This is a genomic window from Hymenobacter sp. DG25B (genome assembly GCF_000801315.1).
Taxonomy (GTDB): Bacteria; Bacteroidota; Bacteroidia; order Cytophagales; family Hymenobacteraceae; genus Hymenobacter.
The window spans coordinates 3,223,210-3,246,138 of the sequence record NZ_CP010054.1; the positions used below are offsets into that span (position 1 = coordinate 3,223,210).

Consider the following 22,929-nt stretch of genomic DNA (forward strand, 5'->3'; position numbering starts at 1 on the left):
TTCTAGGCGTTAAACTCTGACTTCTCCGTGTTGCGAATCTTAGTCAGGTACGTGACGTTCGGCTGCACGTTGATGGCATCCAGTACATGGAAGGCCCGCTCACCGTCTTCACGGCGCAGCAGCTTACCAATACGGGAGTCCGCATCGCGCATATCACCGAATACGATAGCCTGAGTTGGGCAGGACTGAGCACAGGCCGTCACAATCTCGCCATCCTGCGGACGACGCTTCTGCTTCTTGGCTTCCAGTTTACCCAGCTGAATGCGCTGTACGCACATCGAGCACTTTTCCATCACGCCACGGGCCCGTACGGTTACGTCCGGGTTCAGCACCATGCGGCCCAGATCCGTGAACATGTGGCCGTTTACATTCTCAAACTTCTCATTGGAAGTGTACGAGAACCAGTTAAAGCGACGCACTTTGTACGGGCAGTTGTTAGCACAGTAGCGGGTACCTACGCAACGGTTGTAAGTCATCTGGTTGAGACCTTCCGAGCTGTGCGTGGTAGCCAGTACCGGGCACACCGTTTCGCAGGGGGCGTGGTTGCAGTGCTGGCACATCATGGGCTGGAAGATAACCGAGGGGTTCTCGGAGGGGTCTTCCATGGCCGCGTAGGTATCCAGCTTGCCTTTGGTATCGAAATCAGTCTTGTGTGCGCTGGAGCTGTAGTAGCGGTCGATACGCATCCAGTGCATTTCGCGGCGGTTGATAACCTCCTGCTTGCCTACTACGGCTACGTTGTTTTCCGCCTGGCACCCAATCACGCACGAGCCGCAGCCAATGCACGAGTTGAGGTCGATAGCCATACCCCAGTGGTGGTTCTTGTATTCGTAGTCCTGCCACAGAGATACTTTGGCGGGCGCTTCCAAACCATCGGGAGTCGAAATCTTCTCGTATTCGGTAACCTCGCGGGGGTTTTCGATATACTGCTTCAGCGTAGACTCCTGCACCACCGACTTACGGTCCATGATGGTGTGGTGCGTCTGCGTCTGGGCAATTGGTGACTTAGCACCAGTATTTTCCAGCGTTACGTTGTTGGCATAGATAACAGCGCCATTGCGCATCGTAGCCATGGGGTACACGTTGGCACCCACGTTGTTGCCTACTTTGCCCGCCAACTGGCGGCCATAGCCCAGAGCAATGCTCACGGAACCGGCAGCCTGGCCGGGCTGAATCAGCACGGGCAACTCTACGGATTTACCATTCGCCGTCACCTTCAGTACGTCGCCCTGCTCCCACTTCTGGGCCACGGCCATAGCACGCGGCACGGCTACGTAGTTGCCCCAGGTAGCTTTCGATACCGGGTCGGGCAGTTCCTGCAGCCAGGGGTTGTTGGCTTCGGAGCCGTTGCCGATACCTACTTTCTCGTAGATAGCCAGTTCAACGCCCGAGCCCTTAGGAGCGGAGTTGATAGCTGAAACAGCTTCGCTCACACCCATGGCGGGTGCTACCGGAGCAGCCGGTGCAGCCGAAGCCGTACCCAGCGCCACACCATCGTGCACGGCCTTATCCCAGCCTTTCTGGAAGTTGCCGCCCAGCAGACCTTTCCACTGGTTGCGGAGGAAGTTGTAGTAGCTGGAAGGATTGCCGGCCCAGGTCAGCAGCGAATCCTGTGCCTGACGGGTAGCAAACAGCGGCGAAATAGCGGGCTGAGCCAGGCTCAGGAAGCCGCGCTTAGGCTCGTAGTCATTCCACGACTCCAGATAGTGATGATCCGGAACCGAGTAAGTGCACAGCGAACCAGTCTCGTCGAGACGGTCGTTGAGAGAGATGGTGAGCTTTACGTTGGGCAGAGCAGCCTTCACCACGTCACCCATCGGGTGGTCGTACACCGGGTTGGCGTTGTAGAAAATCACCGCGCCTACGGAACCGGCTTTCAGCTCATTCACCAGACGCGTCATGCGGGCGTCGTCGCCCTGACGGATCATGGAAGGGTTAGCCAGGTCAACGGCCGTAGAGCCGAGGCTGCTGTTGATGGCAGCTACCAGCGTCTGAATTGCCGGGTCGTTGGAGCCGGACACCACGAGGCCACGGCCACGGGCAGCTTTCAGCTCAGCGGCAGCTTTCTTCAACTGAGCGTTGTTGTACGAGGAGCCGGCGCCACCGCCTACTACTTCGTTATACAGCGCCAGGGTAGCAGCACCCAGTTCTGAGGGCTTCAACGGCACGCGTACGTCGGCGTTGGAACCCGTCAGCGACAGTGCTGACTCGAACTGGAAGTGGCGCGACATGGTCTTCTTGTCGCTGGATACTTTGCGGTTGGAGACGTACTGACGGGCAAACTCCACCGGCGAGAGCCAGGTACCGAGGAAATCGGCGCCCAGGCTTACAATCACGTCGGCTTTGCCGAAGTCATAAGCGGGAACTACGCCACCATTGGCGCGCAGCAGGCCCGATGCCGAGTTGGCATCGTACATCACGTGCTCCGTGCTGGGGTAGCGCGAAGCAAACTCAGCAATTACCTTTTTGGTAGAAGGGCTGATAATGGTAGGCGACACAATGGCAATTTTGCCCGTGGTAGCCGCCAGCGCAGCCCGGATTTCCTGGTCTACGCGGTCCTTCTCAGCTCTCTGGCCTTTGATGGCGAAGTGCTGCAGGCGGCCACCATCGTAGAGGCTCAGCACCGAGGCTTGCGCCCGGGCCGACAGGCCACCACGCGTGATAGGCGACTCCGGGTTGCCTTCCAGTTTGATTGGACGGCCCTCGCGGGTTTTCACCAGCACACTGTTATAATCCTGACCCGTGAAATAGGTAGAGGCGTAGAAGTTGGCAATGCCCGGATCTACTTCCTGCGGCTTATTCAGATAAGGAATGGCTTTGCGGACCGGCGTTTCGCAGCTGGCCAGGGTGGCCGCGGCAATGCCGAAGCCCATCAGCTTGAGGAAGTCGCGGCGCGGGGCAACCGTGGCGTCGGAAGAGCCAAAGGATTCCTTCACCGGCAGATAATCTGCAAACTCCGAGAAGGCATCCTTCACGAATTCCGGCGAATTCTCCAGTTCCTCAATTCCCTTCCAGTACTTAGGCGACTCTTGCATCGTGTGGGGTATTGTGGTATTCGGTATTGGGGTTGGGTATTGGCTATTTGGGAGCAGAAAGGGTTTCAGATCAAAACCTGAAACCCATTCCCCAAAACCTTTCTTAGTAGTGGCACTTCGAACACTCCGTGCCGCCGTTGGACGACACCGTGAACGGCACAGCGCCATTCTCTTTGTCGTGCAGCTTCACGAGGTTATCGTAGTAGGCGTTGCCCTTCGTGTTGAGCGGGGTTTCGCGGTGGCAGTTGATGCACCAGCCCATGGTCAGAGCCGAGTACTGGTACACCACGTCCATATTCTGGATAGGACCGTGGCAGGTCTGGCACTCAATGCCGCCCACCTGGGTGTGCTGCGAGTGGTTGAAGTAAGCCAGGTCAGGCAGGTTGTGAATCCGCACCCACTGAATGGGCTGGTTCTTCTGAATTGCCCGGTAGATTTTCTTGATTTCCGGCGACTCCGTCTTGATCTGCGAGTGGCAGTTCATACAGATGTTAGCCGAAGGAATATTAGCCGACTTGCTCTTGTACACCGAGGTATGGCAGTAGGCGCAGTTGATCTGGTGCTGACCAGCGTGCAGCTTGTGCGAGAAGGCAATGGGCTGCGTAGGCTGGTAACCCTGGTTAAGACCGATGGCCATAACACCCTGCACCGACTCATATAGTACTACCAGTACAAAAATACCCAGCGCCAGGCCCCGGATCAGTTTAGACTTGTATAGCTGCGACCAGTCGAAGCGTTGTTCCAGCAGCTCCACATCCCGACCGTCGAGGTCTTTGCGGCCACGCAGCACATCTTTCATGATGTTGGCAATGATGACCAGCGTTACCACCAGTACAATCAGCACCACTACCAATACAATCAGCAGCAGGTCTACGTACTTACCGGCACCGGCTTCGGTACCTGCAGCGGCAGTAGCACCACCAGCAGCACCGTCAGCACCGGCTACTTGCGCTGGCGCACCACCACCTGCGGGGGCTTTGCTTTCCTCCGCGGTGATGTAGGAAACGATAGAAGTAATTTCAGCATCCGACAGCTGGAAGCTGGGCATCTGCTGCTTCTGGTACTCGTTGAAGATCTTCACCGCATAGTCGTCGCCGCTGGCCACTACTTTGCTGGAGTTCTTCACCCATGGAATAATCCAGGACATGGGGCGGCGCTTGGCAATACCTGCCAGGGCCGGGCCCACTACTTTTTCATTAATGGCGTGGCACTGGGCGCAGTTGCCTTTGAAAAGGGCGTCGCCGGCGGCAATTGCAGCGGCATCACCGGTGGTGGCACCTGCCGCAGCAGCAGGGGCAGCCGCGGCCGTAGCGCCGGGCACCACACCTTCTTTACTCACGGCTGGCGCCGACCCTACATCCTGCGCCGAAGCACTGAATAAGGTGACAAACGTCAGTAAGAGAGCAAGAAACAAATGGGGAAGGGAACGAAGTCGGATGCTATCCATAGCACAGGTTGACTGGAAAAAGGAAACGCGGGGGGCTTCAAGGCCACAAATGTAGGTCGCGAATGGTTTAGAACAAACCTGCGTAGGCTAATTTTCGCCATTTGCAGCTTGTGTAGAATAGTTCTAAAAAACATTCGCCTGTGCCTCTTCTATATAAGGATGGAAAATGTGCCAGAATCTTCGCCTCCTCATTCCTGACAAACATCATAGAACCACAGGTACTACTGCCTCTACTACCTCAATGTTTATGGATATCTGATTATCAGCTAATTCTTTCCAGCTCAGAAGGAATAAAACAACTCCTTATAATAGGCTTGTGTTGAAAAAGAGTATCTTTGCGCCCTCATTAGTTTTTTCACCACAATTTTCACCCCGTCGTAATGGAAGTAAGAAATTACGAGACGGTCTTCATTCTGACTCCCGTGTTGAACGAGAGCCAGGTGCAAGAGACGGTCGAGAAGTTCACCCAGGTGCTTAAGGAAAATAGCGCCGACATTATCAACCAGGAAAACTGGGGCCTGCGCAAGCTGGCTTATCCGATTCAGAAGAAAAACACCGGGTATTACTTCCTGGTAGAGTTCACTGGCTCGGGCAACATCGTGGATACGCTGGAAATTGCGTTCCGTCGTGACGAGCGGGTTATCCGCTTCCTGACCACCGTTCTGGACAAGCACGCTGTAGCTTACAGCGAGCGTCGCCGGAAAGGTGAGATGAACCAGCAGAAAGCCAAAAAAGAAAACGAAGCCGTAGCCCAGTAAGACCATGAGCCTCGCAAACGAAAGAATCCACAAGCAGGAGCAGCGTACCAAGTACTGCCGCTTCAAGAAAGCCGGCATTAAGTACGTGGACTACAAAGACCCGAACTTCCTGCTGAAATTTGTGAATGAGCAGGGCCGCATCCTGCCCCGTCGCATCACCGGCACCAGCCTGAAATTCCAGCGCAAAGTGGCTCAGGCCGTGGCAAAAGCCCGTCACCTGGCCCTCATGCCGTACGTAACTGACTCGCTGAAATAGACATGGAAGTAATTCTGAAAGACGACGTTAAGAACCTCGGCTACAAGAACGACATCGTTACTGTAAAGCCCGGTTATGGTCGCAACTACCTGCTGCCGCAGGGTCTGGCTATTCTGGCCGACAAGACCAACAAGAAAATCGTAGCCGAGAACGTACGCCAGGCAGCCCACAAAGCTGACAAAGTAAAAGGCGACGCGCAGGCCATTGCCGACAAAATCGGTGCTGTAGTTCTGGATATCCCCGCTAAGGTGGGTGAAAGCGGCAAAATCTTTGGCCGTGTTACCACGCTGCAGTTGGCTGAGGCCCTGAAAAACAAGGGTATCGACGTTGACCGTAAGCGCATTTCTTTTGACCAGGAGCCATCCGTAGCCGGTGAGTACACCGCTACCATCAACCTGCACAAAGAAGTGAAGCACCAGGTTCGCTTCAACGTAGTAGCTGAGTAAGCACTTCGTTTTGAAAAAAGCCCGTCCGCTACTGTGGACGGGCTTTTTTTATTACATACAACCAATAGCGCAGCCAGTAGGTAGGAAGTGAGACGGGCTGTTACCTTTGTACAGGCCCAAACAACTTTATCTTTCTGTTTCGGTCGTATCTTTTGGCTGGCCCCAGTGCTGCCTGCTTGTAATGGCAAGCAGGGGCCCGTCCTTTATCCGCGGCCCATCTTGGGTCGAACTTATTCTGATGTTCCGTACTGAACTCCCGCTTACGCCTCATCCTCAGCAACTGCCCCTTTCGGCGCGGGTATTAACCATAGGTTCCTGTTTTTCGGAAACCATTGGCAGCCGCCTCACCGATTTTAAAGTATCTACGCTGGTTAACCCCTTCGGCACGGTGTTCAACCCCGTAGTAGCGTGTCAGCTGCTGCGCGCGGCCGCCGGCGAGGATATGGACTGGCAGCAGCATTTGGTGGAGGCCCGCGGCCGCTGGCAGAGCTACGACCTGCATGCCTCCATTGGGGCGGCTTCGCCGGTAGTGCTGCTGCAGCAAATACAAGACGTAGTGCAACGCACCGGCGCCTTTCTGGCCCAGGCTGATGTGGTGATGCTGACGCTGGGCACGGCCTTTACTTACCGCCTGAAAGAAACCCAGGAGCTGGTTAATAACTGCCACAAGCTGCCGGCGGAGCGCTTTGAGAAGGAAATGCTCACGCCGGATGAGATTATAAATGCGGTAGCCGAAACGCATGCCTACCTGCGGCGCAAGAACCCTAAGCTGCGGTTTGTACTCACCGTAAGCCCGGTGCGCCACCTGAAGGATACGCTCCCGCTGAACTCGGTCAGCAAATCGGTGCTGCGCGTGGCCTGCCACTACCTGAGTGAGTTGCTACCCGATGTGAGCTATTTCCCGGCCTACGAGCTGCTGCTGGATGATTTGCGCGACTACCGGTTCTACGCTTCCGATATGCTCCATCCGTCGGCTGTGGCCGAGGACTATATCTGGGAGAAGTTTAGCCGCACGTATTTCGATGCCAACTTCGGCCGGTTTAAGAAAGAGTGGGAATCGGTGCGGCAGGCCCTGGCCCACCGCCCGCTGTACGAAGGCTCGCCGGAGCACCGGCATTTCCTGGAAACTACCCTGGAGCGTATGCAGCGCCTGGGCAGCCAGGTAGATCTGCGCGCCGAAATCCGCCAGCTACACAAGCAGATTGTCCAGTTGCCTCCGCCGCCAAAGATTCAGCCCCTGCCCGAGCCCGAAGTGGAGGATGATGAGGAGCGCATTGATGTGGGCGGCGAAGCTGAGGTAGTTAGCCTGGCTCCGGTAGAAGAGCCCCGCCAGCCGGCTGAGGAAGTTGTTAGCAGCGCAGCCGCAATGCCCGTTGCCACCGAGGCAGCTACGCCGGAAGTACCATTCAAAAAGAAGCGCCGTACTCGTGGCGGCGCCAAGCGCAACAAAAACAAGAAAGCTGCCCAGCTGGCGGCCCTGGCCGCGCCGGCCGAAGCTGTTATCAGTGAAACCCCAGAGCCCGTTGCGGAAGTACCGGAGCCTACTGCTCCCTCTGCTCCTACCCCGGCACCACACCCGGCCCTGCCGCCGGCCGTAGCCAAAGCAGCGGCCATGTACGAGGCCTCCCGCAAGGCAGCGGCGCAGGAAGCTATACCAGCTGTATTAGCCGCCCCTGGACCCGGAGAAGTGCCGCCGGTAGAAGAGCAATTGGTGCCGGCAGAGCCTACCCCGGCGACAAACAAACGCCCGGCCCGGCGTACGGCCAGCCAGGTACGGGCCTCGGCCAACCGCAAGCCTCGCCGCCCGGCTAAAAGCACCACCAGCCCGGAACAGCCTATAGAGGCTGCTGCGCCGGCAACTCCTGCGCCCCCGGTTGAGGCAGCCCCGGTAGCGCCATTCATTGCTTCTCCTGCTCCCGAACCGGCACCGGTTCAGGCTGCTTCTGAAGTACCGGCCAAGCCGAAAGCCAGACGACCGGCCCGCCGCGCAACACCTGCTAAAGAAAAGAAGGCTCTGCCACCACCGCCAAAACCTAAAGCGGTGGCTGCGCCCTCTCCACCGGCCTCCGATTCGGGAGAACCTGCCGCCCCTAAAAAGCGCGGCCGGCCACCCCGAAAAAAGCCGGTCAGCCCGGACGAAGCCCCTCAGAATTCGTAAATGCAAAACCCGGCCCCCTTCCAGCCGGGTTTTGTTATTCTTACCTATTTCCCTTACGCTATGAACTCGGCTAATCCCACCCATACTAACCGCCTGGCCCAGGAATCGAGCCCCTATTTGCTGCAGCATGCTCACAACCCGGTAAACTGGTACCCGTGGGGTGAGGAAGCCCTCACCAGGGCCCGCACGGAACAAAAGCCCATCATTGTAAGCATAGGGTACGCGGCCTGCCACTGGTGCCACGTCATGGAGCGGGAGTCGTTTGAGAATGCGCGCATTGCGGAGGTGATGAACCAGCATTTTGTGTGCATTAAGGTAGACCGGGAAGAGCGCCCCGATGTGGACCAGGTATATATGGATGCCCTACACACCATGGGGCTGCAGGGCGGCTGGCCCTTAAATGTGTTTCTCAACCCCGAAGCCAAGCCCTTTTACGGCGGCACCTATTTCCCGCCCCGCAACTGGACGCAGCTGCTGGAAAGCATCGGGCAGGCTTATAAAAGCGACCAGCGCAAGGAGCTGGACGCCTCCGCCGAGCAGTTTGCGCAGGTGCTGCAAGCCAGCGACCTGGACAAATACCGCATTCCGCAAGCTGCCGAAGGCTTATCCGATGAGCAGTTTAAGCTGCTGGTGTATAACCTGGCGAAGAACTTCGACCGGGAGCGGGGCGGCATGAACCGCGCCCCCAAGTTTCCCATGCCCAGCATCTGGCGCTTTCTGCTGCGCACCCACCAGCTCACCGGCAGCCAAGCCGTGCTGGACCAAACCCTGCTCACGCTCCGGGAACTGGCCTGGGGCGGCATCTACGACCAGGCTGGCGGCGGTTTTGCCCGCTATTCCGTGGATGCCGAATGGCTGGTGCCCCACTTCGAGAAGATGCTCTATGATAACGGGCAGCTGGTGAGCCTTTACGCCGAAGCCTACCAGGTAACACAGGACGTGCTTTTTCGGGAGGTAGTGTACGATACCATCCACTTCGTGCAACGGGAGCTGATGAGCCCGGAAGGCGGCTTCTACTCCTCGCTTGATGCTGATAGCGAAGGCGAAGAAGGCAAGTTCTACGTCTTCACCAAAGACGAGCTGCGCGAAATTCTGGGCGACGAAGAACCCTTGGCTTCGGATTACTACAACTGCACGGCCCTCGGCAACTGGGAACACGGCCGCAATATTCTGCACCGCCGCCAGTCCGACGCCGAATTTGCCCAGGCCCACCAGCTCACGCCGGGCGTGCTGGCTGATATGGTGCGGGGCTGGAAGCAGAAGCTGATGGCCGTGCGCGAAACGCGCATCCGTCCCGGGCTAGACGATAAAATCCTGACCGGCTGGAATGCTTTGATGCTGCAGGGGCTGATAGATGCCTACCGGGCCTTTGGGGAAACTGAGTTTCTGGGCCTGGCGCTCCGCAACGCGCAGTTCATTCAGCAAAACCTCCGCCATGGTGCCGGGCTGTTCCGCAACTACAAAAATGGCCGGGCTACTATCAGTGCGTTTCTGGAAGATTATGCTCTTGTCATCAAGGCCTTCATCAGCCTTTACGAAGCAACCTTTGATGAAAGCTGGCTGCGCGAAGCGGAACAGCTCACGGAATACACGCTGACCAACTTCTTCGACCCTACTGAAGAGCAGTTTTTCTATACCGATGCCACCGGCGAAGCGCTTATTGCCCGCAAAAAGGAGCTATTTGACAATGTAATTCCCGCCTCCAACTCCCTGATGGCCCACAACCTGCACCGGCTGGGCCTGCACCTGGACAATGCCCGCTACACGGAGCTGGCCGCTGCCATGCTGCGCCGGGTGCAGGATCTGGTAGTGCGGGAGCCACAACATCTCACCAATTGGGCCTCCCTCTATGCCGCGCTGCTGCGGCCTACGGCCGAGCTGGTGGTGGTGGGCCCGGAGGCCGAAGTACGTCGGCAGGAACTCAGCCGGCACTATTTACCCAATGCCGTGCTGGCTGGCGCCAAGCATTCCAGTTCGCTGCCGCTGCTGCAGGGCCGTACGGCGCGAAATGGCGAAACCACGCTGTATTTGTGCTTTAATCGCGCCTGCCAGCTGCCGGTACACACCGTAGCCGAGTTGCTGGCCCAGCTGTAAAGTAGCGCGAAGCTCCAGCTTTGCGAACGAGCGTAGCGAGTAGCAGTCGTATGCTGACGTATGCGCAACGCGTAGGAACTCGCTGCGCTCCTACGCGAAGCCGGAGCTTCGCGCTACTTGTTGGGCTACGATGCGCGCTACTGTTATTTAGCGAGGGGCCATTACAAAGTCAGCGCTGCAACCTGCTATCTTTACTCTTCGCTTCCAGTCTGATTTTCCTTTGAGCCTTTCTTTTGACTTTGTTCAGCCCGAGCCGGCGGCCGTAGACCGCGTCACGCTGTTTGCCGACGTGATTCTGCCGCTCCCGCTGCCCAAGCTGTACACCTACCGCGTACCCTTCGAGCTGAACGACCAGGTTGTGGTGGGTGGCCGCGTGATTGTGCAGTTCGGTGCTAAAAAAACGCTCAGCTGCATTGTGGCGGCCGTGCATGAAAATCCGCCCAAGGAGTACCAGGCCAAGTACATTCTGGAGTTTATTGACGATGCGCCCGTAGTGACGCAGCCTCAGCTGAAGCTGTTCCGCTGGATGGCCGACTACTATATGTGCACGCTGGGCGAGGTCATTAATGCGGCCCTTCCCTCCGCCCTCAAGCTCAGCTCGGAAAGCCGCGTGCAGCTGCATCCGGCCTTTGTGGCCGAGGAAAGCCCCTACCCGCTCAGTGAGCAGGAGCAAAAAGTAGTAGACGCCCTGAACACTGGGGAAGAAGGTAAGTCACTTACCTTTACGGATGTAGGTGAAATCCTTGGCATCACCTCGTTTCACCGGGTCATCAAGTCCCTGATGCAGAAAGACGTCATCTTTCTGTTTGAGCACTTAGCCGATAAATACTCGCCTAAAGTGGTGAAGAAGGTGCGGCTGGCCCACCATTTTGTGGCTGAGGCGGCACTGGAAAGCCTGTTTGCGCAGCTGGCTACCCGGGCCAAGCAGCTGGATGTGCTGATGCGCTACCTGCAGAAGGTGCCCGTGTACCAGAACGAGCACCGCAACCACCAGGGCATCGAAAAAGCCTACCTCACCAGCGCACCGCACCTTTCGGCTTCGGCCGTCAATACGCTGATCAAGAACGGCGTGCTGGAGCAGTTTGACGTGATTGTGTCGCGCTTTCCGCTGGATGATTCGCCGGAAGCCAAGATTACTTTCACCCTCAGCGAAGCCCAGACCACGGCCCGCGACGAAGTGCTGCAGCACTTCGGGGAGAAAGACATTGTGCTGCTGCACGGCGTAACGGGCGCCGGCAAAACCGAAATCTACATCGACCTGATTCGGAAGGCCATGGAAGGCGGCGGACAGGTGCTGTATCTGTTGCCCGAAATTGCCCTCACGGCCCAGATTGTAACCCGCCTGATGCGCGTATTTGGCACAAGGTTGGGCGTATATCACTCCAAATTCTCCGACAACGAGCGGGTGGAAGTGTGGAACGGCGTGCTTTCCGGCCGCTTTCAGGTGGTGGTAGGTGTGCGCTCCGCGGTGTTCCTACCGTTTGATAATCTGTCGCTGATTATCGTGGACGAAGAGCACGAATCCAGCTACAAGCAGTACGACCCGGCCCCGCGCTACAACGCCCGCGAAGTGGCTTTGATGATGGCCAACTTCCAGGGGGCTAAAACCCTGCTGGGCTCGGCCACGCCGGCGGTGGAAACCTATTACCAGGCCCGCGCCGGCCGCTATGGGCTGGTTACGTTGAGCAAGCGTTTTGGCGAGGCCGGCCTGCCAGAAATTGTGCTGGTGGATACGCGCAAGTCGCGGGATGCAAAGAAGATGCACAACCACTTCACGCCCGAGCTGATGACGGAAATGGAGACGAAGCTGGCCCTGAAAGAGCAGATTATCCTGTTTCAGAACCGGCGCGGCTACTCCCCTTTCATCAACTGCCTCGACTGCGGCTGGATTCCGAAGTGCCAGAACTGCGCCGTGAGTCTCAGCTACCACAAGCACGCCCACGAGCTGCGCTGCCACTACTGCGGCTACCACGACCGGATGCCGGTGGAATGCCCGGCCTGTGGCTCCCGCAACCTCAAAACGGTGGGCTTCGGCACCGAAAAGATTGAGGACGACCTGAAAGTCATGCTGCCCCAGGCCAACGTGCAGCGCATGGACCTGGACACTACCCGCGCCAAAAACTCCTATCAGCAGATTATTTCTGACTTCGAGAAGCAGGTGACCAACGTGCTGGTGGGTACCCAGATGGTGACCAAGGGGCTGGACTTTGCCAACGTGAGCCTGGTGGGCATCATCAACGCTGACAGCATCATTCACTACCCCGATTTCCGGGCACACGAGCGGGCCTTTCAGATGTTTGTGCAGGTGAGCGGACGTGCCGGGCGCAAGGGAAAAAAAGGCAAGGTCATCATTCAGACCGGCGACCCTATGCAGGTGATTTTCGACAAGGTCATCCGTAACGACTATATCGAGTTTTACGAGTACGAAATTCTGCAGCGGCGCGAGTACGGTTTTCCGCCCTTTATGCGCGTCATTCGGCTCACGGTAAAGCACATGGACCAGCACCTGGCTGAGGGCGCCGCCATTCTGCTGACCAATGAGCTGGTAGACCGGCTGGGCCGCGAGGCCGTGCTGGGGCCGGAAGCGCCGTACATCTTCCGCATCCGCAACTTCTACCTGCAGGAGATTACCATCAAGCTCAGCCGCGAGCATACGGTGCTGAAATCGGCCAAGGCGGATATTCTGGCGGCCATTAATGCGGTGAAGGACCAGAAGGAATACAAGCAGGCGCGCTTTGTGGCCGATGTAGACCCGATGTAACTCCTTTATCAACAACCATAAAGAAAGCGCCCCGACCATATCATGGCCGGGGCGCTTTGGCATACCAGGGGTTGCGTCAGACTTATACCTCGTCGAGCAGGCCCAGGATGATGAAGATGATACCAATGATGGCAATGATGCCGCCCAGGATACCAAAGATGGCGCTAATACCGCTGAACAGCGAAATCAGCAAACCAATCAGCAACAGAATGATACCCTTGCGGATGTTGCCGCTCAACGCATCAGCCTTGGCCGTGTCGCTGTGGGTTTTCACCTGTGCTTTTTGCGCCAGCTTGGTCATTTGCTTGGCTACTTTGCCCACGGCTACTTTCTGCAGGGTGCTCATTTTCTTGGGCGAAGCAGTAGCCATGGCGTGCGAAGCAGCCCGGGCAGCCTCGGCGGTAGTGGCGGGTGCTGCTTTGGGAGCCGCAGCTACTGGAGCAGCCTCCAAAGCTGGTGCAGCTACAGCTACTTCTTCGGCGGCTACCGCTACGGGAGCAGGCTTAGCGGCTGCTACACGCTCAGTACCGTGGTAAGGCGTAGTTTTGGGCAGCATGGCATACTCAGCGCGGCTGCAGCTACTTAGGCCAGCGGCTACAACAACCAGAGCTGCCAGGCTCTGGCGCAGGTAGTGGAAATGTTGTTTCATAGGAGTTTGGGAAAGGTGAAAAAGAAAATTTCGGGAGTAAGCGGTGAGAGTAAGGAGCCATCATCGGAGATGTCAGTGCCTTTGCTTACTGCAATTATAGCTAATAAAATTCCCAAGGCAACAGAAAGAGAATTCTACTTTCCCGCAATATTGTTATGTAGCCCGCCTTTCATAATGCCTTTGGTTAGCGTTTACTCCTTGTCTACAGCTGTCTGGCCCGGGTGCCAGAGAGAAGCAGGCAGGCGGCTTCTGCCCATGAAAAGCAGCACCATCTGAGGCAGCAAAATGGCTTTCAGCCTATTACGCAGATGTTGTTTTAGAGCAGAAGCATACCCAGGCTATTTTTTCACGCGTAGCTAAAAGACATTAAACTATGCACCGGCAACTGATAAGTACCGGCTACTGTCTTAAGCATTCACCACACACTTGTTCCGATAAAAATGCGTTGAATAGAAGAGCAAGGAACATTTTAGGCCCTAATGGCTCTTACAGCATGGGCATACGTGCCATGCTGCTGCATGCTAGCTGTTAAGAATAGGTTGAGCACTTTCGTTTTATATGCATCATAGTACCTCATATCTCCTGTACTGTTATTACCTGCTGGCCCTTGGCGCCTTGTTAATAGCGCCTGCCTGCACGCAGCCCCCCGCCGAAAGCCGGGCCGTGGCCGCGTATGCGCACGCCAGAGATAGTACCGGCTATGAAACCAAACCGCCGCAGGACCCCAATGGCATCAGTAAATACTACCACGGCCGGCAAATTGCGCACGTCATGGGCCATGAGGGGTCTGACTGGCTGGAGCGCCCCAACCGGGCTGAGGAAGAGCGCACCGATTTGCTGCTCGGGGCTCTGCAGCTAAAGCCAACCGATGTGGTGGCCGACTTAGGGGCCGGCACCGGGTTCTTTACCTTCCGCATCAGCCCACTGGTGCCGCAAGGCCGTGTTTTGGCTGTGGATATCCAACCCGAAATGCTGCGCTCCATTGAGAGCACCAAAGCCCGGACCAAGCTGACCAACGTGGAGCCTATTCTGGGCACTACCAAAAGCCCCAACCTCCCGCCCAATAGCGTAGACCTGGTTTTGCTGGTGGACGCTTACCACGAGTTTGACCACCCCGCGAAATGATGCTGGCTGTACACGAGGCCCTGCGACCCGGTGGCCGGGTGGCGCTGGTAGAATATCGGGCCGAGGACCCACAGGTGCCCATCAAGCGCATTCATAAGATGAGTATGGAGCAGGCCCGCCGGGAGCTGGAAGATGCCGGGCTGGAGTTCGTAGAGAATATCGACAAGCTCCCCCAGCAGCACCTGCTCATTTTCCGGCGGCCCCGCTAGCGCATTTTGCGGCCGGCTGGCCGTACCTTTGCCGGCTATGAATGCCAATCCGCGCCTGCTTTCCATCCACGATTTTACCTACCAGCTCCCGCCTGAGCGCATAGCTCCGGAGCCTTTACCCCAGCGCGACCAGTCGCGGCTATTGGTGTACCGCGAGGGTGAGCTGACGGACCGTCGGTTTTACGAGCTGCCGACGGAGGTACCCACCGGCTCCTTGCTGGTGTTTAACGATACCAAAGTGGTGCGCGCCCGGCTGTTTGCGCACAAACCTACGGGCGGCATTATTGAGCTATTCTGCCTGGAGCCCGTGGCCCCGCACCGCGCTATTGAGCCGGCCATGCAGCAAACCGGTTCCTGCGTGTGGAAATGCCTGGTGGGCAATGGCAAACGCTGGAAAAGCGGCCCGGTACTGCTGGAGTTTATGGCCCAGGGTCAGCCCGCCACCCTCACGGCCGAGCGCCAGGAAGTGGCCGATGGCTATTCCCTGATTCGGTTTAGCTGGGAGCCAGCGGAGCTGCCTTTTGCCGAGGTGCTGCGCGGCGCGGGCCACCTGCCCCTGCCCCCCTACCTCAACCGCCCCGATACGGACGTGGATGCCGTGCGCTACCAGACGGTGTATGCCGCGCAGGAAGGCGCAGTAGCAGCCCCTACGGCCGGCCTGCACTTTTCAGAAACCGTGCTACAGGAGCTTCAGGCCCGGGGAATAGAAACCGCGCACGTCACGCTGCACGTAGGTGCCGGCACTTTTCAGCCCGTGAAGGCCGACCGGATGGCCGAGCACCCCATGCATGCCGAACCCATCAGTGTAACGCCTGCTTTTCTGCGGCAGCTGCTGATGCATAGCAAGGGGCCGGTGCTGGCCGTAGGCACCACCAGCCTGCGCACGCTGGAAAGCCTCTACTGGCTGGGCGTGCAGCTGCTCCAGGACCCCAGCTCGGCTGATGCACCCCTGCACGTGAGCCAGTGGCAGCCCTACGAGCCGGGCTCGGAAATACCCGCCGCAGAGGCGCTGCAGGCGCTGCTGCACTATCTGAAAAAAACCGGCGCCGATGTACTGCACGCTACCACGCAGCTGCTCATTGCGCCGGGTTACCGCTTCCGCCTTGCACAGGGGCTTATCACCAACTTTCATCAGCCGGAAAGCACCCTGCTGCTGCTGGTTGCGGCGTTGGTAGGCCCCCAATGGCGCCAGCTATATGAGCATGCGCTAAGTAATGATTACCGGTTTCTGAGCTACGGCGACAGTTCCTTACTGCTGCCTTAAGTAGGGTTTACAGGGGATTTTTCTACGCTTTTATGGGTGCTTCTCCTCTTCTTCCGTATAAGGCTGAATTATTATCCCTAAACTGAACTCAGCCATGAAAAAGATAGTATTGCTGCTCGCATTTGCAGCCATTTCCACGGCCGCCTCGGCGCAAACAGAAACCAAAACCGAAACCAAAGACCCGGTAACGGGTGCTAAAACCACTACTGAGGTGGACGTGCGCGACAACGGCACCATGAAAATGGAAACCGAAACCCGCACCGGCCGCACCGAAGCCGGCGAGATAATTCAGAATACCGGCGACGATGTAAAAGACGCCAGCAAGAAATCGGCGCGGTTCGCTAAAAAAGCCGCCCGCAAAACCGGCCACGTAGCGAAGCGCGGTGCTCAGAAAACGGCCCACGGCGCGAAGAAAGCCGGCAGAGCCGTGAAAAACACCGCTAAAGATGTAGTAGACTAAACATCCTCATCAAACATAAAAAAGCCCCCGATACCACATGGTATCGGGGGCTTTTTTATGCCGGGCGTTTATTACTGGCCCACAAAGAAAATGGCATTACCAAAGAGTAGCTTGCCACCCTGCCAGAAGGCCCGGAACAGGGGATTATCGGCCAGGTAAACTACCTGGCCGCGGCCCATATCCTGCGTGCCCAGCACCAGCGTATCCGTGAGTTTACGGCGGGCTTTGGAGCCAGTGAATCCGGAGGAATAGTTGTTCTTTTTCAGAACCCCCACGTTCCAGCCGCCCTGGCCCAGGAACTGGTAGTTTACCGTATCCCGAATGAGGGCATAGTAGGTGCTGCCGTAGCCAAAGGCCAACGGGTGCGTGTTATCCAGCTGCACCCGGAAGATGCTGCCCTGCACCAATTCCTGCAGCTGCTCGCGCTCCGAGTCGGCGTAGCGGCGCAGCTGGCGGTAGGGGTCGTTCTTTTTGGTGCCGGCGCTATCGGCGGGCTTCACTTTCAGGTCGAAGTCCTTTTTGCCGGCCAGGAAAGCGGCAGCGCCTTCCATGGCAATAATTTTGCCGCCGCCGCGCACCCAGGCTTTCAGATTTTCGAGCCCTTTTTCGGGGAAAATGTCGCCGTAGTTGCCATCGGGCAGAATCAGCACATCAAACTTAGCCAGCGGCACACTGCTAAGATAGTCGGACCCTAAAACAGTAACCGGATAGCCAATCTGCTGCTCAAAGAAGTGCCATACCTCGCCAAACGCCGTGGGCGACACTCCGTCACCGGCCAGCACGGCTACGTTGGGCTTGTTGACAAACCGCACGTAGCCGGAGCCCAGATCAGCCCCGCTGGTAGAAAAACCAGAGCTAACGGCCTGCACCACCACGCCGGAGGAATCGGCCTGCGAGCGAACCAGCTGGTCGAATTTCGGACCTAAGCCTTCATTGCCGTTGCGCGTGATAACCAGCGTACCGGAGGCGTATTTCTGCCCTTCGGCCTCAAACGGCCGGGCGGCCACGCGCACTTTCACTTTCTGCTGCAACAGCCGGCTCAGGAAGCGGATATCCTGCAGGTTATTCCAGCGGGCCACATAGGCGTAAGGCGCCGCGCCGGCCGTAGCCGTGCCCTTTACCGTGGCCGCTGCGGCGGGCGTACCCGAATTATCAATCCGCTGCTTTACGGCGTAGGCTTTCAGCCCGAAAGCATACGGCAGGGCCCAGGAAGTAATATCGTAGGTGAGAGAATCCTCCAGCGCGGGCTGCGGCTCAAACAGCACCTTCACCAGCGTAGATTTGGGCTGATACATGCTCACCACCACGTCGCGGGGCTCAATCTGCACGTTTTCGGTTTTGCCGGAGGTGTAGTTGAAGCCTTTTGTTTTAACGCGCTTGGGCGCGTAGCCGTAGCGAATCTGCTGCCGGTCCAGGTACTGGGTGAGGGCCTTCAGCTGGCCTGGGTCGCCGTTACCGGCCAGCACAAAGGATTTGTACTCGCCTTTGGGCTTGGTGCGGGCGTCATCGTAGTATTGCTGAAAGTTCTTTACCAGCTCTTCGTGGCGGTCGGCGGTGGCCTGAATGGTGGCCAGGCTGGTGGCATAGTGGTGCGAAATGCGCTGCTCCAGCGTCAGCGTATCCCCATCGGACTTGGCAATGCGCACGCCGGCCCTGCCCGAGCCGCCCTGCTCGTAGGTCATGCCAATAGCGCCGTTGAAGGACGGGTAGGTATCGCCGTAGCTGGGGTAAAACAGGTCAAAGGTTTCGCGGGTGAAGTACAGCCAGTTGTTCTGGTCGAACACCTTGCGGTTGTAGTCGCCGATGATGTTCTGGAAGTTGCGCTGCCAGGGGGTAATATCGGCGTGGAAAGGCTTGGCGGCCGGCGAGAAATAGTAGGGCTCATCTACCCCCATTTCGTGGAAGTCGGCATGCACCTGGGGCAGCCACTGGTTGTAGAGCGTGAGGCGCTGGCGGCTTTCCTGCTGCGTTTGCCAGGCCCAGTCCCGGTTCAGGTCGAAATAATAATGGTTGTAGCGGCCACCGGGCCAGGGCTCGTGGTGTTCCCAGGAATAGGGCGAGGCGTCCGGCGACTGGCTACGTACCCGGTTGTACCACTGCGCATACCGCTCGCGCCCGTCGGGGTTAATGCAGGGGTCTACCACCACCACTACATTCTGCAGCCACTTCTGCACCTGCTCGTTGCCGGGGTTGGCCAGATCATACAGCACCAGCATCACCGCTTCCGACGACACCGCTTCGTTGCCGTGCACGTTGTAGCTCAGCCACACAATGGCCGGCTGCTGGCGCTGCACGGCGCCGGTTTCCAGCCCGGCCAGGCGCAGGTTGTTGCGCCGGATTTCTTCCAGCCGACCAATATTATCCGGGGTGCCTACCTGCACTACTTCCAGGGGGCGGTGCTCATAGGTTTCGCCGTAGCGCTGCAGCTGCATGCGCCCCCCCGAGGCCTTCACCACGTGGTCTACGTAGCGCAGCAAATCGGCGTGCGTTGTAAAGCGGCTGCCCAGTGGGTACCCAGAAATTGCGCGGGCGTTTGCAGCGGGCCAGCGGCCTGCTGGGCCTGAGCGGCAACTGGCAGCACCAGCCAAAGCAACAGGGGCAGCCACGCTGCCCAACGGCTAATCTTCATGCGAAACAGATAAGGGTGAGCGGGAAAGGAATCAGCGAAAATACAACCCGCCATCAGAACCCAAAGCCAAACCCACACCTTTCTATTGCTTTGCCGACTTACTTAAATGCTTTTAGGCCGAAACAACATCATCGGCCTGAGGAATAGGCTCCGTGATGATAGCCGAGGGGCCTTTTTCCCGCACCTCGTGCAATACCTTTTCTACCACGCCCCGCCCAAAAAGGCTAATGCCCGCATTAAAAACGCCCAGCGCCACGGTGCCAGCCCCTACCCACTCACCGGTGGGCGCACCTTTTTGCTTCATTTCCGTGGCCCACTGGATAAGGCAGGCACCCAAACCAATTACAATAAGCCCCGAGGGAGCAAATACCAACCATTTTGTTTTGTGCGTCGTCATACCTCAACAGGTTAAAATGTGTAAAAGAGCGCCGAACTACGTATGCCCGGGTGTGGCAGGAACCATTCGGCCTTATCTGTGCAATCGTACCTTTGCGGGCGGAGGTTACACGGCGCCCATATTTCCTGCGGAAGTTTGGCGCTGGCGGCACCACTTTCTACTGACTGCTACGGCTTTACGATATTTGCTTATGAGTGCTCTTGCCTACGAACAACTGCTGCGCGAAGCCTTCCGCACCGATGCCGATGCCGCCCGCTACCTCACGGAGCCCGACACCTCGGCCTACGCCGCGTTTGAGCACGCCCCCAAAGCCGACCAGGCGTTCCGGTTTGAGCGGGTGCGCCTGGGCGTGGCCATGAGCCTGATGAAACTGCTGGCCGAGCTGGGCGACCATGAGGAAAGCCGCCGCGTGCTGGATGTGCTGCACCGCGCGCTGCGGGCCCGCTCCGCCACCGACATTGATGCCATTATTACGCGCGATGCCAAGGCCTTTGAGCGGCTTTACACCAACCTGTATGTGAATGAGGAAGGCGAGCTGCTGCTGCAGCTGTTTGAAATGACGCTGGATGCCGACTCCAAACAGCGCATGGATGAAGTAATGGCCGAGGCCCTGGCCCTGCTGCCCGAGCTGGACTTCAGCCACCACCACGACGAAGACGAGGACGAAGAATAAGTCGGCGGCCTCTCCTGCTTCAGATTAGCAGCAAACCACTACCTTTTCGGCGTTTTCGGGCTGGCAAATCTGCCGGGCTGACTTATAGCCTCTTACGGTTACGGTTATGACGCTTGTCTTTCTGGGAGTGGTGCTGCTGATTCTGGGGCTGAATGCCGCTAAAATCTCTTTTGCCTTTGAGCGGTTTCGGGGTCTGCTGATTTTTGGCGGGATTTTGCTGGCCGTGCTGGGGCTGGCCCTCAGCACCATTGTGCAGATAGAAGCCGGCAATGTGGGCGTGCAAACGCTCTTTGGGAAGGTGCAGCCGCGCATTCTCACCAGCGGCCTCAACCTGGTTAACCCGTTGGTAGAAGTCACCCGGTTCGATACCCGGACCCAAAACTACACCATGTCGGCGCTGCACGAGGAAGGGCAGCAGCAGGGCGACGATGCCATACGGGTGCTTTCCGCCGATGGCCTGGAAGTGGTGATTGACCTGACGGCCTTATACCACGTGATACCGGCCGAAACTCCGCGCATCCTCTCCACCATCGGCACCGACTACGAGAACAAGATTGTGCGGCCCATTGCCCGCACCCGCATCCGCGACAATGCCGTGTACTACGATGCCGTGGCGTTGTACTCCACCCGCCGCGACGAGTTCCAGAACCGCATCTACAAGACCATCGAAACTGATTTCCGAAGAAACGGTCTGCAGCTGGACCAGCTCCTGATCCGCAATATTCAGTTGCCTTCTTCGGTAAAAGCCAGCATTGAAAGCAAGATTTCCGCCGAGCAGGACGCCCAGAAGATGCAGTTTGTGCTCCAGAAAGAGCGGCAGGAAGCCGAGCGGAAGCGCGTAGAGGCCCAGGGCATTGCCGACTACCAGAAGATCCTCAGCAACCAGCTCAGCGACAAGCTCCTGCAGTACGAAATGATTAAGGCCAACAAAGAAATAGCTACCTCGCCTAATAGTAAGGTTATTATCATGGGCAGCGGCCGCAGCGCTTCTCCCCAGCTGCTGCTTTCTGATAAATAAGTTCTTTACCAATTCAACACAAAGCAAAAAGCCGCTCCGAACATCGGAGCGGCTTTTTTACAGCTAGTCAGGCTGGTTTATTAATAGCCTTCGTTCTGGGGCAGGGCATTACCCAGGTTAATTTCGTACTGCGGAATAGGCATTACCAGTTCAGGGCTGGATGCAGTGAAGTCACCAATAGAACGGCCGGTACGCTTGTAATCATGTAAACGGAAGCCTTCGAAAGCCAGCTCCAGGTCACGCTCATTCAGGATGCTAGCTAGCGTAACGGAAGCCAGTAGCGGCGCCTTGGCCCGGCTGCGCAGGGTATTGATATCCTCCAGTGGCGTAGCCCCTACCTGTGAGTTCAGACGATAGTTAGCCTCAGCGCGAATTAGGTACATCTCGCTCAGACGAAGAATGGGAATGTTCTGCGAAGATGTATTCCACTTATAAGAGCGCAGACGCCCGGCCCGACGACCATCACCAGTGTAGATAAGAGCGGCACCAATTTGGTCGGCAGCACCACGCTGGTCACCTTCCTCATACTTAGCTGCAAAGGCTTCCAATACCCGTACATCACCCCGGCCACCAAAGCCCCGGATGTTGCTGGAGTAGAACGTAGCCAGGCCGTCGTTAGAAGCCCCAGCATTGTTCTGGTCGTTCTGCTGAATTTCAAACAGTACTTCGGAAGAGTTCTTGTTAGTGAAGGTGGAAATAACGGAGGCGTTCAGCGAAGCACCGCTGTTTTGAATAACGTCATCAGCCATTTCCAAGGCTTTGGCATACTCCCCTTGCTGTAGGTAAACGCGGGCCAGCATAGCCTTGGCGTCATACAAATCAAAGCGGCGCACGTCGGTGCCCTCGTTGGGGTCCGGCAGCATATCCATGGCCGTAGTCAGATCAGCTATTACCTGCGTGTACACATCAGCTACGCTGGCGCGCGTCAGCTTTACGCTGGCCTGCTCTTCTGTTTTGTTGGCCGTGAGGGTAAGTGGAATACCAGGTGTGCTGGCAGGGTCCGGCACACCGTCCGCAGTATTGGAGAACGGGCCAGTCGTCCGATACGGCTGCGCGAAGAGGCGCACCAAATCGAAAAACAGCATACCCCGAATCATGTGGGCTTCGCCTTCAATCAGGCTCCGTTGCGCTTCATCCGTTACCACCGGCGCAGCTTCCAGCACTAGGTTAGCCAGGTTGATGGTCTGGTAGTTCTGGTTCCAGGTCCGGTCGGCTTCTACGTTAATAGAAGTCATGTTTTTGGTAGTCACCTCCCGGTAGCTCTGGAAAGTACCCTGCCAGGTGAGATACCCCGGATCTGACCCGAGCAAATCTGGCAGCAAAACCAGGTTGGTCCCATAAGACTGAGGCAAATCCAGCCGCGCATAGGCCCCAATAATGGCACTTTCTACCCCTTGTGGGGTGCTGAGAGCCGTAGCAGCATCTACGGATTGCTGCGGCGTAATGTCCAGCTGCTTGTCGCAGCTCGTGAGCCCCAGCGTGAGCAGGAAGGCTAGCGAGGCGGCTGAGCGACGTAACAATGTATATTTCATGGCGAAAATCAGAGTTTA

The 22,929-nt window shown here is 57.4% G+C and carries 19 protein-coding genes; 12 read left to right on the forward strand and 7 right to left on the reverse strand.

All coding sequences use genetic code 11. The annotated features are described in order from the left end of the window. Positions 1 to 2: 2 nt before the first annotated feature. Together PK28_RS13870 and PK28_RS13875 are read right to left on the reverse strand one after the other, a co-directional pair. A complete protein-coding gene (locus tag PK28_RS13870; RefSeq protein ID WP_044514801.1) occupies positions 3 to 3,035 on the reverse strand; it encodes a TAT-variant-translocated molybdopterin oxidoreductase in 3,033 nt (1,010 codons plus the stop codon). Between the two features lie 103 nt (positions 3,036 to 3,138). After that, positions 3,139 to 4,449 carry a cytochrome c3 family protein gene (locus PK28_RS13875; protein WP_231576167.1) on the reverse strand — a complete coding sequence of 437 codons (1,311 nt, stop codon included), beginning with the start codon at positions 4,447 to 4,449 and terminating at the stop codon, positions 3,139 to 3,141. Between the two features lie 413 nt (positions 4,450 to 4,862). Between PK28_RS13875 and rpsF the strand changes: the two genes are divergently transcribed. The 6 genes from rpsF to priA all read left to right on the forward strand — a co-directional run bounded on the left by rpsF (position 4,863) and on the right by priA (position 12,955). Continuing rightward, positions 4,863 to 5,240, forward strand: a complete 378-nt coding sequence (rpsF, locus tag PK28_RS13880) for a 30S ribosomal protein S6 (RefSeq protein WP_044514803.1) — start codon at positions 4,863 to 4,865, stop codon at positions 5,238 to 5,240. 4 nt (positions 5,241 to 5,244) lie between these two features. Next, complete coding sequence (gene rpsR / locus PK28_RS13885) at positions 5,245 to 5,496, forward strand: 30S ribosomal protein S18 (protein ID WP_044514807.1); 252 nt, start codon at positions 5,245 to 5,247, stop codon at positions 5,494 to 5,496. Between the two features lie 2 nt (positions 5,497 to 5,498). Beyond that, the gene (rplI, locus tag PK28_RS13890) at positions 5,499 to 5,942 is read left to right on the forward strand and encodes a 50S ribosomal protein L9 (RefSeq protein WP_044514809.1); all 444 of its coding nucleotides are present in this window, start codon (positions 5,499 to 5,501) and stop codon (positions 5,940 to 5,942) included. Between the two features lie 238 nt (positions 5,943 to 6,180). Then, a complete protein-coding gene (locus PK28_RS19175; protein WP_048826061.1) occupies positions 6,181 to 8,100 on the forward strand; it encodes a GSCFA domain-containing protein in 1,920 nt (639 codons plus the stop codon). Between the two features lie 60 nt (positions 8,101 to 8,160). Next, positions 8,161 to 10,194, forward strand: coding sequence for a thioredoxin domain-containing protein (locus PK28_RS13900; protein WP_044517184.1), 2,034 nt, complete (start codon positions 8,161 to 8,163; stop codon positions 10,192 to 10,194). A 220-nt stretch (positions 10,195 to 10,414) separates the two neighbouring features. After that, positions 10,415 to 12,955 (forward strand): replication restart helicase PriA, encoded by a 2,541-nt coding sequence (priA, locus tag PK28_RS13905; protein WP_044514811.1) that lies wholly within the window; start codon positions 10,415 to 10,417, stop codon positions 12,953 to 12,955. Positions 12,956 to 13,037: 82 nt separating this feature from the next. Here the strand turns inward: priA and PK28_RS19180 are convergent, their stop codons facing one another. Then, on the reverse strand, positions 13,038 to 13,604 hold the full coding sequence (locus PK28_RS19180) for a hypothetical protein (RefSeq protein WP_048826063.1): 567 nt from the start codon (positions 13,602 to 13,604) through the stop codon (positions 13,038 to 13,040). 558 nt (positions 13,605 to 14,162) lie between these two features. Between PK28_RS19180 and PK28_RS13915 the strand changes: the two genes are divergently transcribed. The 4 genes from PK28_RS13915 (at position 14,163) to PK28_RS13925 (ending at position 16,662) form a co-directional block, all read left to right on the forward strand. Then, positions 14,163 to 14,729: a class I SAM-dependent methyltransferase gene (locus tag PK28_RS13915; protein ID WP_231576168.1), complete on the forward strand. Its 567-nt coding sequence runs from the start codon at positions 14,163 to 14,165 to the stop codon at positions 14,727 to 14,729. Beyond that, complete coding sequence (locus tag PK28_RS20985) at positions 14,726 to 14,938, forward strand: hypothetical protein (protein WP_231576169.1); 213 nt, start codon at positions 14,726 to 14,728, stop codon at positions 14,936 to 14,938. Before PK28_RS13915 ends, PK28_RS20985 begins: the two co-directional genes overlap by 4 nt. A gap of 37 nt (positions 14,939 to 14,975) precedes the next feature. Next, complete coding sequence (locus PK28_RS13920; RefSeq protein WP_044514813.1) at positions 14,976 to 16,202, forward strand: S-adenosylmethionine:tRNA ribosyltransferase-isomerase; 1,227 nt, start codon at positions 14,976 to 14,978, stop codon at positions 16,200 to 16,202. A gap of 94 nt (positions 16,203 to 16,296) precedes the next feature. Then, positions 16,297 to 16,662: a hypothetical protein gene (locus tag PK28_RS13925; protein ID WP_044514814.1), complete on the forward strand. Its 366-nt coding sequence runs from the start codon at positions 16,297 to 16,299 to the stop codon at positions 16,660 to 16,662. Positions 16,663 to 16,733: 71 nt separating this feature from the next. Here the strand turns inward: PK28_RS13925 and PK28_RS13930 are convergent, their stop codons facing one another. From PK28_RS13930 to PK28_RS19580, 3 genes are all read right to left on the reverse strand, one after another. Beyond that, entirely contained in the window at positions 16,734 to 19,139 is a 2,406-nt protein-coding gene (locus tag PK28_RS13930) for a M14 family metallopeptidase (RefSeq protein ID WP_231576170.1), read from the reverse strand. After that, positions 19,124 to 19,291 carry a hypothetical protein gene (locus PK28_RS20990; RefSeq protein ID WP_231576171.1) on the reverse strand — a complete coding sequence of 56 codons (168 nt, stop codon included), beginning with the start codon at positions 19,289 to 19,291 and terminating at the stop codon, positions 19,124 to 19,126. Before PK28_RS20990 ends, PK28_RS13930 begins: the two co-directional genes overlap by 16 nt. A gap of 112 nt (positions 19,292 to 19,403) precedes the next feature. After that, on the reverse strand, positions 19,404 to 19,688 hold the full coding sequence (locus PK28_RS19580) for a hypothetical protein (protein WP_044514815.1): 285 nt from the start codon (positions 19,686 to 19,688) through the stop codon (positions 19,404 to 19,406). A gap of 190 nt (positions 19,689 to 19,878) precedes the next feature. Here PK28_RS19580 and PK28_RS13940 point away from each other — a divergent pair, with 190 nt between their 5' ends. Beyond that, positions 19,879 to 20,361: a hypothetical protein gene (locus PK28_RS13940; protein WP_044514817.1), complete on the forward strand. Its 483-nt coding sequence runs from the start codon at positions 19,879 to 19,881 to the stop codon at positions 20,359 to 20,361. A gap of 106 nt (positions 20,362 to 20,467) precedes the next feature. Then, positions 20,468 to 21,379, forward strand: a complete 912-nt coding sequence (locus PK28_RS13945) for a prohibitin family protein (RefSeq protein ID WP_044514818.1) — start codon at positions 20,468 to 20,470, stop codon at positions 21,377 to 21,379. Positions 21,380 to 21,459: 80 nt separating this feature from the next. Here the strand turns inward: PK28_RS13945 and PK28_RS13950 are convergent, their stop codons facing one another. Further along, the gene (locus PK28_RS13950) at positions 21,460 to 22,911 is read right to left on the reverse strand and encodes a RagB/SusD family nutrient uptake outer membrane protein (protein ID WP_044514820.1); all 1,452 of its coding nucleotides are present in this window, start codon (positions 22,909 to 22,911) and stop codon (positions 21,460 to 21,462) included. Positions 22,912 to 22,929 lie beyond the last annotated feature (18 nt).